Origin of the sequence: Streptomyces sp. NPDC056161 (genome assembly GCF_042268025.1) — a bacterium.
Lineage (GTDB): Bacteria > Actinomycetota > Actinomycetes > Streptomycetales > Streptomycetaceae > Streptomyces.
This window is the reverse complement of record NZ_JBHJUV010000032.1, coordinates 69,230-89,013: the sequence shown is the minus strand read 5'-3', so window position 1 is coordinate 89,013 and position 19,784 is coordinate 69,230. Positions and strand designations below refer to the sequence as shown.

Here is a 19,784-nt window from a genome sequence, read left to right as displayed (position 1 = left end):
GTTTCACCACCGTTTTCGCAGGTCGTTGTATGTTTCACCGCTGTTGCGCGTCGTGCGCGAGGAGCGCGATGTGCACCGACGCGGCCTGTTCGAAGTCGTCGAGGTCGACACCGAGCCGGGCCTGTATCGCCTCCAGGCGCCGGTAGAGCGCGGGCCGGGAGACATGGTGCAACTGGGCGGTGCGGGACTTGTTGCGGCCGGTGGCGAGGTAGGTCCGCAGTACGTTCAGCAGGTCCTGGTCGGCGCCGCACAGCAGCCCGTCCAGCTCGCGCTCCGCGAAGGACTGCACCTGCGGGTCGTCCCGCAGCAGCCGGACCAGGCCGCGCAGATGGACGTCCCTGAGCCGGACGACGGCCGGGAGGTCGAGGGCGGCGGCGGAGTCGGTCACGGCGTCGGCGACGTGCTGGGCCTCGCGGAGCCCGGCGGGCACCTCGTCCCAGGCGGTCCGCGGCCCGGCCGCGGCGACCACGGTCCGGGCCGGGCCCGACTCGGTCCGCAGCCGGGTCGCGAAGTGCGCCGTGAGGGCGTCCGCGTCCTGGTCCCGGGGCAGGCTGAGCAGCGTGGCGGTGACGCCGTCGGCGACCTCGGCGGCCAGCCCGGCAAGACCCAGCATCCGCAGCACCCGGTCGACTCCCGCGGGTTCGGCGTCCCGCACCACCAGCGGGACGAAGGTCCGCCGGTTGACCGGCAGCCCGGCCGCGCGGGCCCGCGGCAGCAACTGCCGCGCCGGTACGGCTCCGGAGACCAGGTCGGTCAGCAGGCCGAGCGCGGACTGCTCCTCCCAGGAGTGGGCCGCGCCGCCGAGCATGCGGTGCAGCACCAGTGCCTCGGCGGCCCGGTCGGCGAGCAGCCGGCCCGCGGCCGTGTCGCCGCGGTACCCGCACAGCACGATCTGGCCCCAGCGCTCCCCGCGCCCGCCCAGTTCGGCCCGGATCCAGTCGTCGCCCTCGCCGCCGCCCGCCTGGCGGGCGATGCGTTCCCAGTCGCGCAGCACGTCGTCCACCGCCGGCCGCTCCCCCGCCGTGGCCAGCACCCGGTGGGCGAGGTTGGTGACGACGACGGGGCAGGCGCTGTGCGAGGCGACCTCGTCGAGCAGGCTCTGGAGTGGCGCACCCGCCGTGATCAGGGCGGTGAGCGCGGTCCGTACGGTCTCCGAGAGGCTGACCGCGGCGAACTTGCGGCGCACCAGCCGGCACTGCACCTCCTCGGTCAGCTCGGCGAAGGGGAACGGCCGGTGCAGCACGACCAGCGGCAGGCCGCAGCGCTCGGCGACCCGGCGCATGGTGTCGGGCGGGGCCGGGAACGCCCGGCCGAGGCCCAGCACGACGGCGGCGGCCTCGGCGCGGTCCATGGACTGGATGTACTCGGCCTGCTTGTCCTCGTCACCGGCGAGCAGCACCCCGGTGGTGAGCACCATCTCGCCGCCGCTGAGCATCACGCCGACGTCGGCGGCCTCGGCCACGTGCACCCAGCGCACCGGCCGGTCGAGCTGGGCCGCGCCGGCCACCACCTCGGGCTCCCCGGCCAGCACCCGTTCCAGGGCGAGGACCTGACGGACCGACAGAACGGGTTCCGGGTGCTCCGGGGCGGTGGTCATGGCACGCTCCTCCTTCTTCTCCGCCTGCTCGTGCTGCTCGCCTCTCCTTCGGGGCGCGGGATGCCGTGCCGGGCCGCCCGGCCGTGCCCGGCCGCGGCCGGGCCCGGGTGTTACTGCGCGCCGCGGAGGGCGCGTTCGAGGATGTCGGCGCCCTCCTCGGCCTCCGCGGCGGTCAGTGACAGCGGTGGCGCGATGCGCAGCGCGCTGGTGTTGTGGCCGCCGCCCTTGCCGATCAGCAGCCCGCCCTCGCGGGCCGCCTCCAGGACGGCGGAGGCCGCGCCGGGGTCGGCCTCGTCGGTTCCCGGTCGCACCAGCTCGACGCCGATCATCAGCCCGCGCCCGCGCACCTCCCGTACGCCGGGCAGCTGCGCGGTGGCCGTCCGCAACCGGTCGATGAGCAGTCCGCCGACCCGCCGGGCGTTGCCCTGGAGATCGTGTTCCAGCAGGTAGGTGAGGTTCGCCAGGGCGGCCGCCATGGTGACCTGGGTACCGCCGAAGGTCGAGATGCTGTTGGAGTCGAGGCAGTTCATGATCTCGGCGCGGGCCACGACGCCGCCGACGGACATGCCGTTGCCGATGCCCTTGGCGAAGGTGACGATGTCCGGCGGGCCGCTGCGGGCGTGCGCCTGCCAGCCCCAGAAGTGGTCGCCGGTGCGGCCCCAGCCGGTCTGCACCTCGTCGGCGATCCAGAGGATGCCGTGTTCCTTGAGCACCTCGCGGAAGGCGGCGTACAGGCCGTCCGGCGGCGAGGTGAAGCCGCCGACGCCCTGGACGGGCTCGGCGATCAGGGCGGCGGGCGCCCGGGTGTGGCCGAGCAGGTCCTTCAGGTCCTCGACGCAGGCGGCGGTGAACTCGGCGTCGCTCAGTGCGGCGTAGGGGCCGCGGGTGCGGACGCCGCCGTGCACGTACAGGGTCTGGAGCGGGGACAGCGAGGTCGGGGACCAGCCGCGGTTGCCGGTGATGCCGACCGCGCTGAAGGAACGGCCGTGGTAGCTGTTGCGCATCGCCAGGATCGTGTTGCTGCGCCGGTGGGCGGTCGCGAGCAGCAGGGCGGTGTCGTTGGCCTCGGTGCCGGAGGTGGTGAAGAACACCCGGGCGTCGGGGATCTGCGAGACCTCGGCGATCCGCTCGGCGAGTTCGACCATCGGCCGGTTGAGGTACAGGGTCGAGGAGTGGATGATCCGTCCGGCCTGCTCGCTGACCGCCTTGGTCACCTCGGGCAGGGCGTGGGCGGTCATCGTGGTGAGGATGCCGCCGAAGAAGTCCAGGTACCGGTTGCCGTGCGCGTCCCAGACGTGGCGCCCCTCGCCGTGGGTGATCTCCAGCGGGTCCTCGTAGTAGAGCGCGAGCCAGTCGGGGAGGACGGCGCGGTGGCGGGCGTAGAGGTCGTTCACGGCTGCATCAGCCCTTCGTATGCGTCGGGGCGGCGGTCGCGGTAGAACGCCCACTGCTGCCGCACCTCGTCGATGAGGTCGAAGTCGAGGTCGCGGACGAGAAGCTCCTCGTCCTTGTCGCCGGCGACGTCGCCGACGAACTGTCCGCGGGGGTCGACGAAGTAGCTCGTCCCGTAGAAGTCGTTGTCCCCGTACTCCTCCTGCCCCACCCGGTTGATGGCGGCGATGAAGTACTCGTTGGCGACCGCCGCCGCGGGCTGCTCCAGCTGCCACAGGTAGGCGGACAGGCCGCGCGAGGTGGCCGACGGGTTGTACACCAACTGGGCGCCGTTCAGGCCGAGTTGACGCCAGCCCTCGGGGAAGTGCCGGTCGTAGCAGATGTAGACGCCGACCCTGCCGACGGCGGTGTCGAAGACCGGCCAGCCGGCGTTGCCGGGCTTGAAGTAGTACTTCTCCCAGAAGCCCTTGAGCTGCGGGATGTGATGCTTGCGGTACTTGCCGAGGTACGAGCCGTCCGCGTCGATCACGGCCGCGGTGTTGTAGTAGAAGCCGGACTGCTCGACCTCGAAGACCGGTACGACGATCACCATGCCGGTCTCCCGGGCCAGCTCCTGCATCCGGCGCACGGTCGGCCCGTCCGGCACCCGCTCGGCCCAGCGGTAGTGCTCCGGCTCCTGGACCTGGCAGAAGTAGGGGGCGTTGAAGACCTCCTGGAAGCCGATGACCCGGGCGCCCTGACGGGCCGCCTCGCGGGCGTGCTCCTCGTGTTTCGCGACCATGGACTCGGTGTCGCCGGTCCAGAGGGCCTGGACCAGAGCGGCACGTACGACATGGGCCATGAGCTGCTCCTTCGACGGGACGTCAGAGCCTCTACGCCTGTAGACACGGTTGTAGGGGGATGAACGTAAGCCTCCGGGACGGGCTTGCCAAGACCATCGTCGTCAACCCCGCGGAGTCGATCATGTTTCACACTCCAGTGGGCGAGCCGCCGGGCAGGTCAGGCGGCGAATCCGGCCACCCGGAGGGCGTGCACCAGGTCCCAGTGTCGCTCATCGGAGACATTCCGCGCGGCTTCCAGCAGGAGCGGCACGAGACGCTGCGGGTCGGCGGCGGCGCTGCGGGCCGCCTCCTGCGGGGTGCGGACGCGCACGTACGCGTCGAGCAGGGCCCGCACCTCGCGGGCGCGCCCCTCGTGCGCCAGCCCGAGCACCGCCGCGCCGATCTCCCCGGCGGGCCGGGCCACGCCCTGGCGCAGGATCCGCTCCCCGTCGGCGGCGCGCCCCGCCGCGACGAGCGCGTCGGCCGCGGCGACCAGCCGGCCGGCCGGGAGCGAGGCGGCCTCCCACAGCAGGGTGGCCCAGTCGGCGCCGAGCCCGGCGCGGTGCAGTTCGGCGGCGAGCAGTGGGAGCCGGGCGGGCGGCCACTGCGCGGCCTCGACCAGCAGGGCGTGCGCCTCGCCGGTGCGGCCCGCACCGCGCAGCCGCGCCAGCGCCCGTACGGCGTCCGCGACGGCAAGGGCCGCTGCGGTGTCGGGCGGCTCCGCCCGTGGCTGCGACGGCTCGGCCGCCGCCACGGCCCCGGCGAACCGGGCGCCGAGCGGGGCACGACGCCCGGCGGCGACCGCCGCCACGGGCGGCACCGGGCCGGACACCGGGGGCACGGGGACGGGGCCGCCGTCGTCCTCCCCGGCCCCGGCGAACCGCGCACTGCCGCGGCGCCGGCGACTGGGTCGCTCGACGGGTGGGGCGGCCTCGGCCGCTCCGGGCGGCGTGGCCGCGGTGCCCGCAGTGGCCGCAGTGGCCCGGACATCGCCAGGGCCAGTACGGGCACCGGCCGCCCCGGGTGATGTGGCAGGGGCGGCGCGGTGGCCGTCGGCCGGAACGTCGTGGCCGTGTTCCCGGGCACGCGGGCCCGCTGGGCGCAGGGGGTCGCCGTGCGGGGACTCGGTGGCGCGGTCCACCGGGTGCGCCCCGACGGCCGGGCCGCCGTCCCGTACGGCATCAGGCGCACCCGGATACCGGCCGTCCCCTCGCGCGTCGCCACCGGCCGCCGCCCCGTGTCCGATCCCCTCTCCGAACCCCTCGGCCGCCGGGAGCCGTCCGTCGGCCGACGGCGCCCCGGGGCGCGCGCCCGGACGGTCCCGCGGCGCCGGGACCCCGGCCGGGAGGCGGGGCGACGAGCCCGCGGCCCCCGGTGCCGCACCGTCCCGCGGCCCCGCGGGGAGGTCGTAGCCGCCCGGGACCGCGTTCCCGTCGGCGCCGCGCCGGATCGGCCGGGCGTCCCGGGCCCGGCCCGCGGCCTCCCGGCGGTCCGACTCGGCCAGCCGTGTGCGCAGCTCCTCGCAGCGGGCGGTCGCCCGTCGGTGGTCGTCGCGGGCCCAGGCGAGGTCGTGACGCAGGGCGCGGGCCGCTTCGGAGGTGGTGGCCGAGGCCAGCAGCCGCTCCGGTTCCCGGTGCCGTTCGGCGGCGTGGCGCCGCTCCTGGAACATCGCGTCGAGGCGGTCGGTCAGCTCGTCCCGGGCGCCCGGCCGGGTGTCGTACGCGGTGAGCGCGGCCGAGTGCAGCGGCCGGGCGTGGTCCCGCTGCGCGGCGGCGACGCCGGGGCCGTGGCCCGCCGCCAGGTCCTGAAGCAGCGCCTCCACCACGTCCCACGGCGGGATCTCCCGGCCGTCCAGACAGGCCCGCATGCCGTCCGGGTCCCGCTGCCAGAAGACCGCGCACCAGCCGTCGTGCCCGTCGAGGCGCGCCAGCAGACCGTTCAAGTAGTTCGCGAACTCCCGCACCTGTCCGGGGAGTTGATCCACTGCCATCGCCCAACTCCTGACGGACCGGAGCACTCAGGCCGACAGAGAACACCAACCGTGTTACGCCCCGGCTACAGGGAGTTTTCCGGGCGCGTGCGACCGCCGCGGACGGCCCGCCCGCCGTGGCCGCCAAGAGGCCCCGGCGTTCTCCGGACTCACACGTCGACCAGTACGCAGCCCTGCGCCAGGTCGTCCATGGACAGCCCGAGCGCCCGGACCAGTGCGGCGACGGTGAAGAAGGCCGGGGTCGGCGCCCGGCCGGTCTCGATCTTGCGGAGCGTCTCGGCGGAGATGCCCGCCTCGGCGGCGACCTCCGTCATGCTCCGACCGCCACGTGCCTCGCGCAGCAGCCGCCCGAGCCGCTCGCCGCGCTCGCGTTCTTCTGGGGTGAGAGGGGTGCGCACCATACGGCCATTCTAATACCGGTATAGAAATTGGCGTGATGGAGTTCAAGACGGACTCGTCGATCGACGCGACGCACGCGGCGGGCGGATCGTTGCACGCGGCGGGCGGATCGTCGCATGCGCGGGAGGCCCGGCAGTCGTCCGCCCCCGGCTGTGGACGTGTCCGGAGCCGGGGGCGGACGGGGGGGATCACCGGGTCGGGTTTACCACCATGGCCGAGCCGCCGCCCCTGCGGACCGTCTCCGCCGCCGCCAGCCACTTGCCGTTCGGCAGGCGCTGCACGCCGGTCGCGGCGCCGATCTCGGGGTTGAGCGAGAAGGCGTGTCCGACGGCTTCGAGCCGGGTCCGGAGATTGCTGTTGTAGAGGCCGGGTTCGAGTTCGGTCGTGGCCGCGTTGCGCTGGCTGGCGCGCGGCGCGGCGATGGCGTCCACCAGCGGCAGGTGCCGGTCCAGGAACTCGGTCAGGGTCTGCAGCACGGTCGTGATGATGGTCGCGCCGCCGGGTGAGCCCAGCGCCACCACCGGCTTGCCGTGCCGGTCGAGCACGATCGTCGGCGCGATCGACGACCGCGGACGCTTGCCGGGACCGGGCAGGTTCGGGTCGTGCACGGCCGGATTGGCCGGGGCGAAGGAGAAGTCCGTCAGCTCGTTGTTGAGGAGGAACCCGCGGCCCGGCACGGTGATCGCGCTGCCGCCGGTCTGCTCGATGGTGAGGGTGTAGGAGACGACGTTGCCCCACTTGTCGGCGACCGTGAGGTGGGTGGTGTTCTCCCCCTCGTACGTCGTCGGCGCCGCCGTGCCCCCGGCGCCGCAGGGCACGGGGTGGCGCGGGTCGCCGGGCGCGACCGGGCTGGTCAGCACCGTGTCGTCCTTGATCAGGCAGGCCCGCGAGTCGGCGTACGACTGCGACAGGAGCTGTTTGGTCGGTACGTCCTCGAAGGCCGGGTCGCCGACCCAGCGCCCGCGGTCCGCGAACGCGATCCGGCTCGCCTCGATGTAGCGGTGCAGGTACTGCGTCTCGGTCGCCTTCGAGAGGTCGGTCTTCTCCAGGATGTTGAGGGCCTCGCCGACCGTGGTGCCACCGGAGGAGGACGGCGCGATCGAGTAGACGTCGAGCCCGCGGTACGAGGTCTTCGTGGGCGCCTGGAGCTTGGTCCGGTAGGCGGCGAGGTCCTTCTCGGACAGGTCGCCGGGGCGCGCGTTCCAGCCCGAGGCCGGGTCCACCGGCGGGTGGTTGACGGTGGCGACGATGTCCTTGCCGAGGTCCCCGTGGTAGATGGTGTCGACGCCCTTGCGGGCCAACTCCTCGTAGGTGCGGGCCAGATCGGGGTTCTTGAAGGTGGAGCCGACGACCGGCAGCTGCCCGTTCGGCAGGAACAGTTCGGCGGTGTCCGGGAAGTAGCGGAACCTGGTCTCGTTGGCGGCCGTCTGCGAGCGGAAGGTGTCGTCGACGGTGAAGCCGTCGCGGGCGAGCCGTTCGGCCGGCTTGAGGACCGTCGCCAGGTTCCGGCTGCCCCAGTTCCGCAGGGCCGTCTGCCAGGTGGCGGGCGTGCCCGGGGTCCCGACGCTGAGGCCGCTGCTGACGGCGTCGGCGAAGGCGAGGGGTTTGCCGTTCTCCGTGAACAGGCCGGAGTCGGCGCTGAGCGGCGCGGTCTCCCGCCCGTCGAGGGAGTGCACGGTCCGGGTCCTGGCGTCGTAGTAGACGAAGTATCCGCCCCCGCCGACGCCGGAGGAGTACGGCTCGGTGACCCCGAGGGCGGCGGCCGTGGCGACGGCGGCGTCGACCGCGTTGCCGCCCTTCTTCAGGACCTCGATGCCCGCGGCCGAGGCGTCCGCGTCGACACTGGCGACCGCGCCGCCGTAGCCGACGGCCACGGGGGCCTTCTTCGGGGTGGTGCCCGCGGCACCGGGCGGCGCTGCCGCCCCCACACACACGACGGCGGCCGAGACCGTCAGGACCGACAGTTTTCGCGCGACAGGGCGACGCATCCGCACCTCCACCGAGTGATCTCTCGCGCAGCTTAACCCAATGCCATGTCCCCGTCAGGCCCGTCTCGAACACCGGTTTGTCTCGGCCCGCTACCATGCGCGCCCATGAGTGACGACGTACGCAACATCATCCTGGGCGTGGTGGCGGCCGGCATCAGCGCCGGGCTCGGCTGGCTGGCCCGCACCACCTTGTGGAGGCGCAGGCTGCGGCGCAAGCAGGCGTTCTTCGGGCTTCCGGAGAACTCGGAGTCGCTGCTCGTCGTCAACCGCGACCCCGCGACCTCCGAGCCCGCGGTCCACCGCTTCGACGTCTTCGCCCTTCTGGAACTGGCCGGGCTGATCAAGGAGTGCGGCGCGCATCCGCAGATGGTGACCCAGGACAACGTCCAGCAGAGCTTCGGCGAGCGCACCGAGTTCTGCGTGGGCGGCCCGGGGTCGAACCGGCGCATGCTGGCCCACATGACCGCGATGCTACCCGGGGTACGGGTGAACATCGACCCGGAGCCGGGCCCGGACCGAGCCGCCTTCCAGATCGGCAGCGAGCGCTACCGCCTGGAGTCGGGCGTCACGGAGTACGTGCTGCTGGCCCGGCTGACCGCGGGCGAGCGGCGCGAGGCACGGCCGGTGTTCCTGTTCTGCGGCCAGCGTGCGATCACCAACCAGGCCGCGACCCGCTATCTCGCCCGCAACCACGAGCGGCTGGCGCGCAAACACGGCACCGGCTCCTTCGTGCTGCTGCTGAAGGTGGTCAATTCGCAGGCGTACGGACCGGACGTGGTCGAACTGGTCGGCGATGTGACGCGGGCCGCGCAGGCACCGCTGCCGACGACGGAGGCACCGCGCTCGCACCGGGCGTCCTGAGCCATTCCGCCCAGCGGACCCGGGCGTCCCGACGGGCGCTCCGCGCGGCGGTCGCCCGGGAACGGGTGCGGGCGGTCCACAACGGGCGCAACCCGTCCGGCGCGCAGCTGACCTTCTCCTCACCGGCGGACGACCCGTCCTGCGGGTCCCTGCCACCGCGCGAGCAGTGATCTCCGGCTGCCGCCGGGCGGGCCTGGCCCCGTGAGCCGCTGCCCCCTACGGTCGCGGGGCGGTGGGTGGGCCCCCTCCGGGCAGCAGCTTCTCCGGTCCGGCCGCGACGACGTCGACGGCCTCGGTCTTGGGACTGCGCTGCTCACGCCGGGCCACCCAGCCGGCGAACCACGAGAGCAGCATGCACATCCCGATGTAGATCGGTGAGATCACCATCACCACGGGGATGAACGGCAAATCGTAGTCGAGGTTGGACGCGATCAGCTTCCCGGCATGGAGGAACTCCTCATAGGTGATCAGATAGCCCAGCGAGGTGTCCTTCAGGGCCACCACCAACTGGCTGATGATGGCGGGCAGCATCGCCCGCACCGCCTGGGGCACGAGTACGTACGCCATCACCTGGGTCTTGTACATGCCGAGCGCGAACGCGGCTTCCTTCTGGCCTCGTTCGACGGCGTTCACGCCGGAGCGGAACACCTCGGCGAGCACGGACCCGTTGTAGAGGGCGAGCCCGGCGACCAGGGCGGGCAGTGGCTGCACCCTGAGCGCCACGAAGATGAAGAAGATCATCACCAGTACGGGCATCGCGCGGAAGAACTCGACGACGGCCGTCGCCCCCAGGCGCACCGCCCGGTGGTCCGACAGCCGCCCGGCGGCCAGCGCCCCGCCCAGCGCCAGCGACAGGACGGCCGCCAGCGCGAACGCCTTGAGGGTGTTGCCTAGGCCGCGCAGCAGCAGCTCCTGGATGCCCTGGTACTCGAAGGGCATCCACTTGCGGTAGGCGAACTGGCCGGTGGTGAGCAGGAGGGAGACGATCCAGCCGAGCAGGGCGAGGATCACCGCGACGGACAGCACTCCGTAGACGCGGTGCCGCTGGACGGTGCGCGGCCCGGGGATGTCGTAGAGGGCGCCGGCCTGGCTCATCGGACCACCCCCCACTTCCGCTCCAGCAGGTGGAACAGGGCGCTGATGGCGAGCGTGACGATCAGGTAGCCGACGGCGATCCAGACGAACGTCCAGACGATGTCGTAGCCGAGTTCGCCGAGGGTCCTGTATGTGCCGAGCAGTTCGGTGACGCTGAACGCGCCCGCGATGGCCGAGTTCTTGGCGAGCGCGATGAGGGTGGAGCCGACCGGCGGGATGACGGACCGGAACGCCTGGGGAAGGATCACCAGGTTGAGGGTCTGCCCGAAGGTCATGCCGAGGCTGCGGGCCGCCTCGCCCTGCCCCTTGGGCACGGTGTTGATGCCGGAGCGCAGTGCCTCGCAGATGAACGCGGAGGTGTAGCAGCCGAGCGCGATGACCGCGAACACCTGGAACGGCAGGACGAGTCCGAACCGGGGAAGTCCGAGCAGCACCGCGAAGAACAGCAGGGTCAGCGGGGTGTTGCGCAGGACGGTGACCCAGGCGGTGCCGATCGCCCGCAGCGACGCGACCGGCGCCACCCGGAAGGACGCCATGAGGAAGCCCAGGAGGAGGGCCAGCACCGAGGCGTAGACGGTGAGTTCGACAGTGCCGAGGAAACCCCGGAGGTAGGTGGGGAAGTTGTCTGTCAGTACGTTCAAGCCGTCCTCGCTCAGCTCGCCGGGTAGCGGTCGATCGCGGGTGGGCGGGGCGCCGGCACGCCGGACAGGCCGAGCGTCGCCTCGTACGCCTTCTTCCAGTCGCCGTTCCTCTCATGTGCCTCCAACGCGTCGTTGAGTGCGAAGCGCAGGGCGTTGTCGCCGCGCGGTACGCCGATGCCGTACGGCTCCTCGGAGAACGGCTCGCCGGCGAGCTTGAGTTCGCGGGGGGCCTTGGCCACGTAGCCGAGGAGGATCGCGTCGTCGGTGGTGACGGCGTCGACCTGGTAGGTGAGCAGGTTGTCGACGCACACCGAGTAGGCGTCGTAGGAGACCAGGATCGCTTGCGGATAGTCGGCCAGGATGCGCTGGTAGGGGGTGGAGCCGGCCGCCGAGCACACGCGTCTGCCCGCCAGGTCCTCGGGGCCGTGGATGTGCTTCTGGCCCCTGCGGACCAGCAGCGACTGCCCGGCCAGGAAGTAGGGCCCGGCGAAGCCGACCAGCTTCTTGCGGCCCGCGTTGATGGTGTAGGTGCCGACGTAGTAGTCGATCTGGCCGTTCCGCAGGGCGGTTTCGCGGTTGGCGGAGGCGATGGTCCTGAAGTCGATCGATTCCGGCGGCAGACCGAGCGAGGCGGACATCATGCGGGCGATCTCGATGTCGAAGCCGGAGTAGGTTCCGGTCGCCGGGTCCCGCTCGCCGAGGTAGGGCTGGTCCTCCTTGGCCCCGACGACGACGTGGCCGCGCTGCTTGGCCCTGGTCCAGGTCGGGGAGTCGGGGAGCCGGAAGCCCCGGGCCACCTGGTAGCGGGGAAGCGCCGAGGCCGCGGGGCCCTTGCCGGGCGGGCTGCCGGCCTTGCCGCACCCGGCGGCGAGCAGCGCGGCGAGCGCGGCCAGGGCCAGGGTGAGGTGCGGATGTCGCGTCGCGACACGGCCCAGGTGCACACGTCTGGTACGGAACATGGGTGGCACTCCCCCGGCTCAGTGCGTGAGGATCTTGGGCAGGGAGTCCCTGGCCTGGCCGCTGTCCGGGCTGGTGGAGCCCTCCTCCGGGACGCGGTCCTCGGCGACGCGGCCGTCGGTCCTGATGCCGGGCCGGACCGGCCGCCCGGCTCGGGCGGCTCGGGCGGCTCGGGCGGCTCGGGCGGCTCGGGCGGCTCGGGCGGCTCGGGCGTGGGGTTCAGGGGACTGAAGGGGTTCGGGGGAACGGTGGTCGGCCTCCTCCCGCCGGTGCCCGCGCGCCCTGCCCTGCCGGCCCCTGCCCGACCGCTCCCTGCCCGGCCGCGCCGGTGTCCGGTCCGTCGCGGGCCGCGGGCGGCCGTCGGGTCCGGCCGTTCCCGAACGGGCGTCGTCCAGCCGGTCGACCGTCCTGCCCGGCGTCGATGTCCCGGATCCCGACGGGCCGAGGACGACGACCACCTCTCCCTTGCCGACGGTGAGGCCGATGTCCCGCAGCACATGCGGCTCGCCGTAGTACCTGTTGACGTCACTCAGCTCGATCAAGGGATCGACGGCCATACGCAGCCCTACTCACTCTCAGCTGTGTCGTGGTTGCCGAAAACTATCCAGACAAAGGTGGACTTAATACACGACACGCACTTTCGGACATTAGCCGTATTTACTGTGCTTCATCTCCCTCATTCAGGCTTCGGCGACCTCCGCGTACAGCTGCGACAGCTCGGGAACGCCGCTCGCCGCCCACTCCTGGCCGTCCGCGACGACATCGAACTCGCGCCCGGACGCGAGCCGGACGACGGGCTGCCCGCCGGGCCGGATCACCCAGTGCGCGCCGGGCACGGTGCGCACGAGGACCGTGCCCAGATACAGCCCCGCGTCATTGCCCAGCCAGGGCAGGGCCTCCGGGTCGTCGCGCCAGCGGGGCAGCACCTGGTCGAGCGCTTCCAGCGAGGCCACGGAGTCGTCGAGCCGGACCTCCTCCCGCAACGCCTGGGAGCGCAGCAGATCGCACTCGGACAGCAACTCGGCGAGACCCTCGGGATCGAGGGGCAGCACCGGGGCAGCGCTTCTTCTGTGCCGATTGCCCAGGAAGGGGATGTTCATACGCCCAGCGTGGCACCGACCGGGTCGGGGGCACCACAGGGCGGGCGCGGGTGTCGTCCTAGACGTCCAGGTCCGCCACCACCGGGGCGTGGTCCGAGGCGCCCTTGCCCTTGCGCTCCTCGCGGTCGACGTACGCGTCCTTGACGGCTTCGGTGAACGGCCCGTTGCCGTAGACCAGGTCGATGCGCATGCCCCGGTTCTTGGGGAAGGCGAGCTGGCGGTAGTCCCAGTAGGTGTAGGGCCGGTCGTACTTGAGGGGGCGGGGGACGACGTCCGACAGGCCCGTCTCGCGCAGCGCGGCCAGGGCGGCGCGCTCGGCCGGGGTGACGTGGGTGAGTCCCTCGAAGGCGGCCACGTCATAGACGTCCTCGTCGGCCGGCGCCACGTTGTAGTCACCGAGGACCGCGAACGGCCGGCCACCCGACGCGTCGCCGGCGACGGCGGCCCGCAGCGCCTCGAACCACTGGAGCTTGTAGGTGTAGTGCGGGTGGTCGACCTCGCGGCCGTTGGGCACGTACACCGAGCAGACGCGGACCGGGCCGCAGGTCGCGGAGATCGCCCGGGGCTCCACCGCGCCCTCGTAGCCGGGGTCGCCGGGCAGGCCCTTGACGACGTCCGCCAGGCCGACGCGGGAGAGCACCGCCACGCCGTTCCACCGGCCGGTCGCGTTGACCGCCGCCTCGTAGCCCAGCTCGCGCAACTGGTCCCGGGGGAACTGGTCCTCGGCGACCTTGGCCTCCTGGAGGCACAGCACGTCCGTGCCACTGCTCTCCAGCCAGGCCAGCAGCCTCGGCAGGCGGGCGGTGATCGAGTTCACGTTCCAGGTCGCGATGCGCATGCTTCACAACCTACCCGGCGGCACTGACAACGCCCGCCCGCGCTCAGACCTCGGCGCTGGCTCCGGCCGCGAGCCGCTGGTGGTCCGAGCCGCCGAGGGCGCCGATCTGCCGGTCGTAGATCGGCCGGGCGAGGTCCGTGAGCAGGGCGTCGTGGATGTCGTAGGCGCGCTGCGGTCCGACCTCGCGGACGTAGTCGATGACCTCGGAGATCTTGTTCCAGGGAGCCATCACCGGGAGCATCAGCGTCTCGACGGGGCGGTCGGGAACGGTGAGCGCGTCACCGGGGTGGAAGACTCGGCCGCCGTCGATCAGGTAGCCGACGTTGGTGATCCGCGGGATGTCCGGGTGGATCACCGCGTGCCATTCGCCGTGGACCTGGACGTCGAAGCCCGCGGCGGTGAACGCGTCACCGTGGCCGACCGTGTGCACCCGGCCCGGGAAAGCCGCCGCGATCTGGTCGGCGACCGATTTCAGGGTCCAGACCTCGGCCGCCGGGTTCGCCTCCATGGCGGCCCGCAGCCGTCCCTCGTCGAAGTGGTCCGGGTGCTCGTGCGTGATCAGGATCGCGTCCGCGCCGACAGCGGCGTCGGCCTCGCTGAAACCACCGGGATCGAGGACGAGCGTCCGCCCGTCCTGCTCCAGCCGGACGCAGGAGTGGGACTTCTTCGTGAGCTTCATGCAGCCCATCCTCCCCCTCCCCCGTGCCGTGCGCTCACTCCGGCGTGGTCTCTTCCCGGATGACCCGCTGGGCCACCCTGAACGCGCTGTTCGCCGCGGGTACGCCGCAGTACACGCCCGCCTGTAGCAGCACTTCCTTTATCTCGTCTGGGGTCAGGCCGTTGCGCAGCGCCGCCCTGGTGTGAAAGGCCAGCTCCTCCAGATGACCGCCCGCGACCAGCGCGGTGAGCGTGACGCAGCTGCGCGAGCGGCGGTCGAGTCCGGGCCGGTTCCAGATCTCGCCCCACGCGTACCGGGTGATGAACTCCTGGAAGTCCCCGGAGAAGTCGTCGGACTGCGCCAGCGCCCGGTCGACATGGGCGTCGCCCAGCACCTCACGGCGGACCTTGAGACCCGTCTCGTACGAGTCGGGCCGCCCGGCCGGCTGGGCGGGTACGACGGGCGGGGCTATCTCGGCTATGGGCGCGGTCTGCGGCGGGGCGGCGACCAGGACCGGCTTGACGGGGGGCGCCACGATGGCGGCCATCTGGCCGGTCGTCGAGTCGAAGGCCGGCTGCCAGGCACTGGAGAAGTGCCGCACCAGCAGGTCGGTGACGGCGCCCGGCTGCTCCACCGGGACCAGGTGGGAGGCGCCGGGAACCACCGCGAGCCGGGCGTCCGGTATCCCGGCGACCAGGGTGCGCGCCTCGGCCGGGCCGGTGACCTGGTCGTCCGAGCCGACCAGCACCAGCGTGGGCACTCCGACGCGGCCCAGCTCAGGACGTACGTCGAAGGTGGCCAGCGCCTCGCAGGCGGCGATGTAGCAGCCCGGGTCGGTGGTGCGCACCATCTGCACGGCCCACTCGGTGATCGCGGGCTGCGCGGCGGCGAAACCGCCGGTGAACCAGCGGTCGGGCGAGACGCGGGCGATCGGGTCGAGCCCGTTCGTCCGCACGATCACGCCGCGCTGCCGGAACTCGTCGGGCGTGCCGAACCTCGGCGAGGTGGCGACCAGCGCGAGCGAGGCGACCCGCTCCGGGTGGCGCAGGGCCAGTTCCATGCCGATCGCACCGCCCAGCGCACAGCCCGCGTAGCCGAAGCGCTGCACGCCGAGCGCGTCGAGCGTGGCGAGCAGCCGGTCGGACAGTTCGGTGACGGAGCCGGCCGGATGGGCGGGCGCGCCGCCGTGCCCCGGCAGGTCGAACCGGAAGACACGCCACTGTCTGGTCAGTTCGGGGACCTGGCGATCCCACATGTGCCAAGTCGTGCCGAGCGAGGGGCCGAGGATGAGGACCGGAGCATCTTCGGGGCCGTCGAAGCGGTACTGGAGGGCAGGGGTCGTCGTCTCACTCACCGTTCCACGCTAACCGCCGGTTCCCTCCATCGGGTCCCTGGCCCCCCACTCTCCACACCGGGTTCCCTAAGATCATCGGAGAATTATCACGCAACATTCACCGGATGGCGAACTATTGCATCGAAGAGGTAACCCTGTGTGTTCGGCGTGGTGATGTCGGGCTGAGTGCGGCCCGCGGCGTCGGTGGCGCGGGCCAGCAGGACGTACCCGCCCGGGGCCGGCGGACGCCAGTCGGTGGACCAGCGGACCCAGCCCGCCCGGCGCGGCGCGTCGTGCAGCCGGGCCCGCCGCCAGGTCGTGCCGCCGTCGGTGCTGACGTCGACCCGGACGACGCCCCCGGCGCCGGACCAGGAGCGGCCGGTGAGCCGGTGTCCGGTGGCGTCGAGGCTCGCGCCCCAGTCCAGTTCCCAGGCGCTCTTGACCGTCTGCCGGGTCAGCGGCGCGCTGCCGCCCTGCGGATAGGCGTCGCCGAACAGCCGGTAGAAGTCGGTGTTCCACGGCGAGTAGAGCGGCTGTGCCGACACCTCGATGTCGCCGACCCACTTGATCGAGGCGATGCCCGCCCAGGAGGGCACCACGACGCGTACCGGGTGGCCGTGGTCGTACGGCAGCGGCTCGCCGTTCATCTCGTAGGCGAGCAGTACGTCGTCCAGGGCCTTGGACAGCGGCAGGGGGCGGCGCACCCGGCCGAGGTCGGTGCCGTCGGCCGTGACGTAGTCGGGGTCGAGGCCGCGGGGCATGACGTCGACCGCGTGGGCGCCGAGCCCGGCCCGGCGCAGGACGTCGGCCAGCCGGACGCCGGTCCAGCGGGCGGTGCCGATCGCGCCGAGCGTCCAGGCCGTGCCGGACACGATCTCGCCCTGCTGACTGGTGAAGAAGCTGCGCCCGTTGCCCGCGCACTCCACGAATGCGGTGCGGGTGACGGCGGGCAGACGTTTGAGGTCGTCGAGGGAGAACTCGACGGTCCGGTCGTGGACGAGGCCGTCGCCCCGGACGGTGAGGGTCCAGTCGGCGGCGTCCAGGACGGGGGTGACGGTGTGGTTGCGGACGAAGAAGTGGTCGACCGGGGTGTGGTAGCCGGTACCGGAGAGGGAGGCGAACCTGGTCTCGGCGTTGGTGCCGCGCACCGTGAACCACTCGTCGGGGAGGGCCTTGACGATGCCACCGGCGGCCGGAACGGGCATGACGGGGGTGGGCACGTCGGGGGTGGATGCGCCGAGGGCTGGGGTGGCGAAGGCTGGGGTGGCGGCGGCTCCGAGGGCGGCTGCCGCCAGGAGCCTGAGCATGTCCCGCCGGGAGACCCCGTCCGCGCGGGCCGCACCGGCCAGCCATTGCCGCAGGCGAAGCCGGTCGTAGGCGGATTCGCCGGTGGAGTGGCGGGTACGGCCGGAGGCACGGTCGGCGGTGTGGGCAGCGGTGGATCGGGTTGATTCGGGGGCGAATTCTGGGGTGGATTCTGGGGCGGATTCGGAGACGGATTCGGAGGTGCGCATCGTGCGGGCCTGCCTTTCGGACGGGGCGGTGCGCGGGTGGAGGGTGTGTGCCGGGAGTGCGGGCGGGTGATGCGCGGACGGACGGTGCGCGGACGGACGGTGTGTGTATGGGGGGCGCGGACGGCGGTACGCAGGCGGTGGCCCTCGAACCGGAAGCCGAAGCCATGTGCCAGGGGTCACGAGCCGCGGGGCACGGGGCACGGGGCACGAGCTGCGGGGACGCGGTGACCGGGCCCCGGTGCCGGCCCCGGTGCCGCGAGGCGGACCGGTGCGGGCCGGAATGGCCGGCCGAGCCGGAAGTGGGAGGGCCGGTGGTGAGAGGCCGTCAGTCGATGACGATCAACAACAACAGCGAGGGAACGCGAACGCGCGGAACCGCGGGGCGGCTGGGCGGCGTCGGCTGCTGATCATGGGGCCATGGTACGAGGGGACGGGCAGCGCGGGCAGGGAATCCGGCGGAATGACGGCGGAAGCAAGTCGGAACGGCGCCGCCCGCCGACCGACCCGGGAACCACCGCCTCGCCTGCGGCACCCGGCCTCCGCACGGTCAGCTGTCGCCCAGCGAGTCCAAACCGGTCAACGCGCCGACCGGGTCCGGGTCCGAAGTGCCACGGGGCCACCAGTCCTCGCGGCCCGGTTCCGATTCGTAGGCGTACCACAAGCCGTCGCGGCCGAGGCGGAGTTGAACGTGCCCCCGGGGGTGGGTGAGGTGGTTGCGCCAGGGACGGAACGCGGGGAGGTCGGCCGCGAGCAGCAGGGGGCGGGCCCGGTCGAAGCGGCCCGCCGGTGGGTCCCAGGGCTCCTCCAGGACGGCGAGCCCGTCGAGTCCGCCCTGCCGCCAGGCGGCGACCGCCCGCGCCAGGTCGGCCGGGGTGCGGTCCGCGGCTGCTGCCAGGGAGGAGTAGAGCGCCCGGGTGGCGGCGGTCAGGCCGGAACCGGGGCGCGCGGCGGCCAGGCGCACCGCGTCCTGCCACAGGGTCAGTTCGCCGACCGGGTCCCGGCCGGTGGACAGCAGCAGGTGCGCGCGGGCGGCGGCGTCCGTCGCCAACTGGTCCAGGGCGAACGGGTCGGGGCCGCCCGGTGCCGCCGGGTACACCGGGGGCTGTTCGGGGTGCGCGGGCGGGGGCAACGGGACTGGAAGCGGCGGGAGTTCGCGTGCGGCAAGTGCCTCGGCGGCCCGTACACCGGGCAGCGGTTCCGGTCGCCGGTGCTGCGCGGCGCGGGCCTCGGCGGTGGCGCTGCGGCGGGACAGCGCGTCGAGGAGCCGGCGCTCGCCCCGGCCGCGCAGCAGGAGCAGGACGAAGGGGTCGGCGTCGAGCAGCCGGGCCGTCTGGTAGCAGAGGGCGGCGGCGTGCTTGCAGGGGTGGCCGGAGTCGGGGCAGTTGCACCGCGGATCCAGGTCGCCGGGGCCGGGCAGCAACGCGGCGCCGCTGTCGGCCAGCGACTCGGGCAGCTGCCGGTCGAGCAGCGCGGCGATGCGGCCGGGCCGTTCGGCGGCGGCGTCCAGGAACCGCTCCCAGTCGGCGTCGTCGAACGTACGCAGCCGCACCTGCACCAGGTAGGGCCGCGGGCGGCTGCCGCGTACGTACGCCAGCACCAGCCCCGGTGTGACGGTGATCGCGTCCACCTGCCCCTGCTCGGCGTATCCGCGTCCGCGTGCCAGCCGCTTGGCGTCCAGCGCGCCCTGTTCCAGGGCGGACACCCAGGCGTTGCCCCACCAGGTCGCGGCGAAGGGCTTCTCGGCGCCGCCGGTGGCCGACCGACCGGGAAACGGCGGAAAAGTACGGCGCAGTTCGCCGTCCCGGTGCGGGGCGCCCATGGTCCAGGGCCCACGCGACGGAACAGATCCGGAACCCGAACCTGAATTGGAGCCGGAGCCGGAGCCGGAGCCGGAGCCGGAATCGGAGCCGGAATCGGAATCGGAATCGAGGCTGTCCGCCGGTGGCCCTTCATGGACCGGGCCGGTTCCCGACGCGTCCCGACGCGGGACGGCGGGTGTGTGCGGGGTCCGGCCGACCCGGGCGTCCGAACGCCGGCCGTCATGTGCGGCGGGACGCAAGTCGGTCCGTACGTCCGGCTGTACCGCCGGATGCGAGTTGGTCTCGGACTGAACCTCCGGACGCGGGCCGGCCTGTGCGTCCGGATGCGGGCCGGCCTGTGCGGCGCGGTGCTGCCAGGGCCAAGCTCCCCGGTCGGCAGGGGTGGTGACCCACTCGGTATCGGCATCGGTACCGGCGTCGGTACGGCTGTCGGGGCGGGTCTCGGCCTGGGCCACGGGCTCGGCCCTGGCCGCCGCGACCGCCGAGGGCGGCCGGCGGAGCGCTTCCGCAAGCAACTGCCGCACGTCCCGGCCGGCTCCACCCGGGGCAGCCCCGGACCCGGCACCCGCCGATGGGACGCCGGAAGTGGTCCCCGATGCTGCCGCCCCGGTGCCCCGGGGTGCCGGAGCGCGGTGGGCGGCGCGCGGTGGGATGACGGACCGGCGTTCCTCGCCGGTCCTCTGTGTCTTCCGGCGGGCCGCGCGCAGTGCCTCTCGGGCGACATCGCCGGGTCGGCTGCCGGAGCCGGAGCCAGCCCCAGGGCGGGCGTCGGTGGGGGCG

The 19,784-nt window shown here is 73.1% G+C and carries 17 protein-coding genes; 1 reads left to right on the top strand and 16 read right to left on the bottom strand.

Annotated features, from left to right (window positions below; genetic code table 11):
* Nucleotides 1-34 precede the first annotated feature (34 nt).
* The 6 genes from ACFC09_RS27425 to ggt all read right to left on the bottom strand — a co-directional run bounded on the left by ACFC09_RS27425 (nt 35) and on the right by ggt (nt 8,187).
* Nucleotides 35-1,597, bottom strand: coding sequence for a PucR family transcriptional regulator (locus ACFC09_RS27425; protein ID WP_376532994.1), 1,563 nt, complete (start codon nt 1,595-1,597; stop codon nt 35-37).
* Between the two features lie 110 nt (nt 1,598-1,707).
* The gene (locus ACFC09_RS27420) at nt 1,708-2,991 is read right to left on the bottom strand and encodes an aspartate aminotransferase family protein (RefSeq protein ID WP_376532993.1); all 1,284 of its coding nucleotides are present in this window, start codon (nt 2,989-2,991) and stop codon (nt 1,708-1,710) included.
* Nucleotides 2,988-3,830, bottom strand: coding sequence for a nitrilase-related carbon-nitrogen hydrolase (locus ACFC09_RS27415; protein WP_376532992.1), 843 nt, complete (start codon nt 3,828-3,830; stop codon nt 2,988-2,990). The genes ACFC09_RS27420 and ACFC09_RS27415 overlap by 4 nt, the downstream gene beginning before the upstream one ends.
* A 158-nt stretch (nt 3,831-3,988) precedes the next feature.
* Nucleotides 3,989-5,800: a hypothetical protein gene (locus tag ACFC09_RS27410; RefSeq protein WP_376532991.1), complete on the bottom strand. Its 1,812-nt coding sequence runs from the start codon at nt 5,798-5,800 to the stop codon at nt 3,989-3,991.
* Nucleotides 5,801-5,949: 149 nt separating this feature from the next.
* On the bottom strand, nt 5,950-6,201 hold the full coding sequence (locus tag ACFC09_RS27405) for a helix-turn-helix domain-containing protein (protein ID WP_376532990.1): 252 nt from the start codon (nt 6,199-6,201) through the stop codon (nt 5,950-5,952).
* 186 nt (nt 6,202-6,387) lie between these two features.
* Nucleotides 6,388-8,187, bottom strand: coding sequence for a gamma-glutamyltransferase (gene ggt, locus ACFC09_RS27400; RefSeq protein WP_376532989.1), 1,800 nt, complete (start codon nt 8,185-8,187; stop codon nt 6,388-6,390).
* 105 nt (nt 8,188-8,292) lie between these two features.
* Between ggt and ACFC09_RS27395 the strand changes: the two genes are divergently transcribed.
* Complete coding sequence (locus ACFC09_RS27395) at nt 8,293-9,048, top strand: hypothetical protein (protein ID WP_376532988.1); 756 nt, start codon at nt 8,293-8,295, stop codon at nt 9,046-9,048.
* A gap of 216 nt (nt 9,049-9,264) precedes the next feature.
* Here ACFC09_RS27395 and ACFC09_RS27390 read toward each other — a convergent pair whose 3' ends face one another.
* The 10 genes from ACFC09_RS27390 to ACFC09_RS27345 form a co-directional block, all read right to left on the bottom strand.
* Nucleotides 9,265-10,143 (bottom strand): amino acid ABC transporter permease, encoded by an 879-nt coding sequence (locus ACFC09_RS27390; protein WP_376532987.1) that lies wholly within the window; start codon nt 10,141-10,143, stop codon nt 9,265-9,267.
* Nucleotides 10,140-10,784 (bottom strand): amino acid ABC transporter permease, encoded by a 645-nt coding sequence (locus ACFC09_RS27385; RefSeq protein ID WP_376532986.1) that lies wholly within the window; start codon nt 10,782-10,784, stop codon nt 10,140-10,142. Before ACFC09_RS27385 ends, ACFC09_RS27390 begins: the two co-directional genes overlap by 4 nt.
* A gap of 11 nt (nt 10,785-10,795) precedes the next feature.
* Nucleotides 10,796-11,743 carry a glutamate ABC transporter substrate-binding protein gene (locus ACFC09_RS27380; RefSeq protein ID WP_376532985.1) on the bottom strand — a complete coding sequence of 316 codons (948 nt, stop codon included), beginning with the start codon at nt 11,741-11,743 and terminating at the stop codon, nt 10,796-10,798.
* Between the two features lie 18 nt (nt 11,744-11,761).
* A complete protein-coding gene (locus tag ACFC09_RS27375) occupies nt 11,762-12,298 on the bottom strand; it encodes a hypothetical protein (RefSeq protein ID WP_376532984.1) in 537 nt (178 codons plus the stop codon).
* Between the two features lie 123 nt (nt 12,299-12,421).
* Nucleotides 12,422-12,841, bottom strand: a complete 420-nt coding sequence (locus ACFC09_RS27370) for a DUF6278 family protein (protein WP_376532983.1) — start codon at nt 12,839-12,841, stop codon at nt 12,422-12,424.
* Between the two features lie 58 nt (nt 12,842-12,899).
* On the bottom strand, nt 12,900-13,679 hold the full coding sequence (locus tag ACFC09_RS27365) for an exodeoxyribonuclease III (protein ID WP_376532982.1): 780 nt from the start codon (nt 13,677-13,679) through the stop codon (nt 12,900-12,902).
* 43 nt (nt 13,680-13,722) lie between these two features.
* The gene (locus tag ACFC09_RS27360) at nt 13,723-14,358 is read right to left on the bottom strand and encodes an MBL fold metallo-hydrolase (protein ID WP_376532981.1); all 636 of its coding nucleotides are present in this window, start codon (nt 14,356-14,358) and stop codon (nt 13,723-13,725) included.
* Nucleotides 14,359-14,392: 34 nt separating this feature from the next.
* A complete protein-coding gene (gene pcaC, locus ACFC09_RS27355; protein WP_376532980.1) occupies nt 14,393-15,691 on the bottom strand; it encodes a 4-carboxymuconolactone decarboxylase in 1,299 nt (432 codons plus the stop codon).
* Between the two features lie 86 nt (nt 15,692-15,777).
* Nucleotides 15,778-17,184, bottom strand: a complete 1,407-nt coding sequence (locus ACFC09_RS27350) for a sulfite oxidase (protein WP_376532979.1) — start codon at nt 17,182-17,184, stop codon at nt 15,778-15,780.
* Between the two features lie 547 nt (nt 17,185-17,731).
* On the bottom strand, nt 17,732-19,711 hold the full coding sequence (locus ACFC09_RS27345) for an SWIM zinc finger family protein (RefSeq protein ID WP_376533017.1): 1,980 nt from the start codon (nt 19,709-19,711) through the stop codon (nt 17,732-17,734).
* Nucleotides 19,712-19,784: the final 73 nt, after the last annotated feature.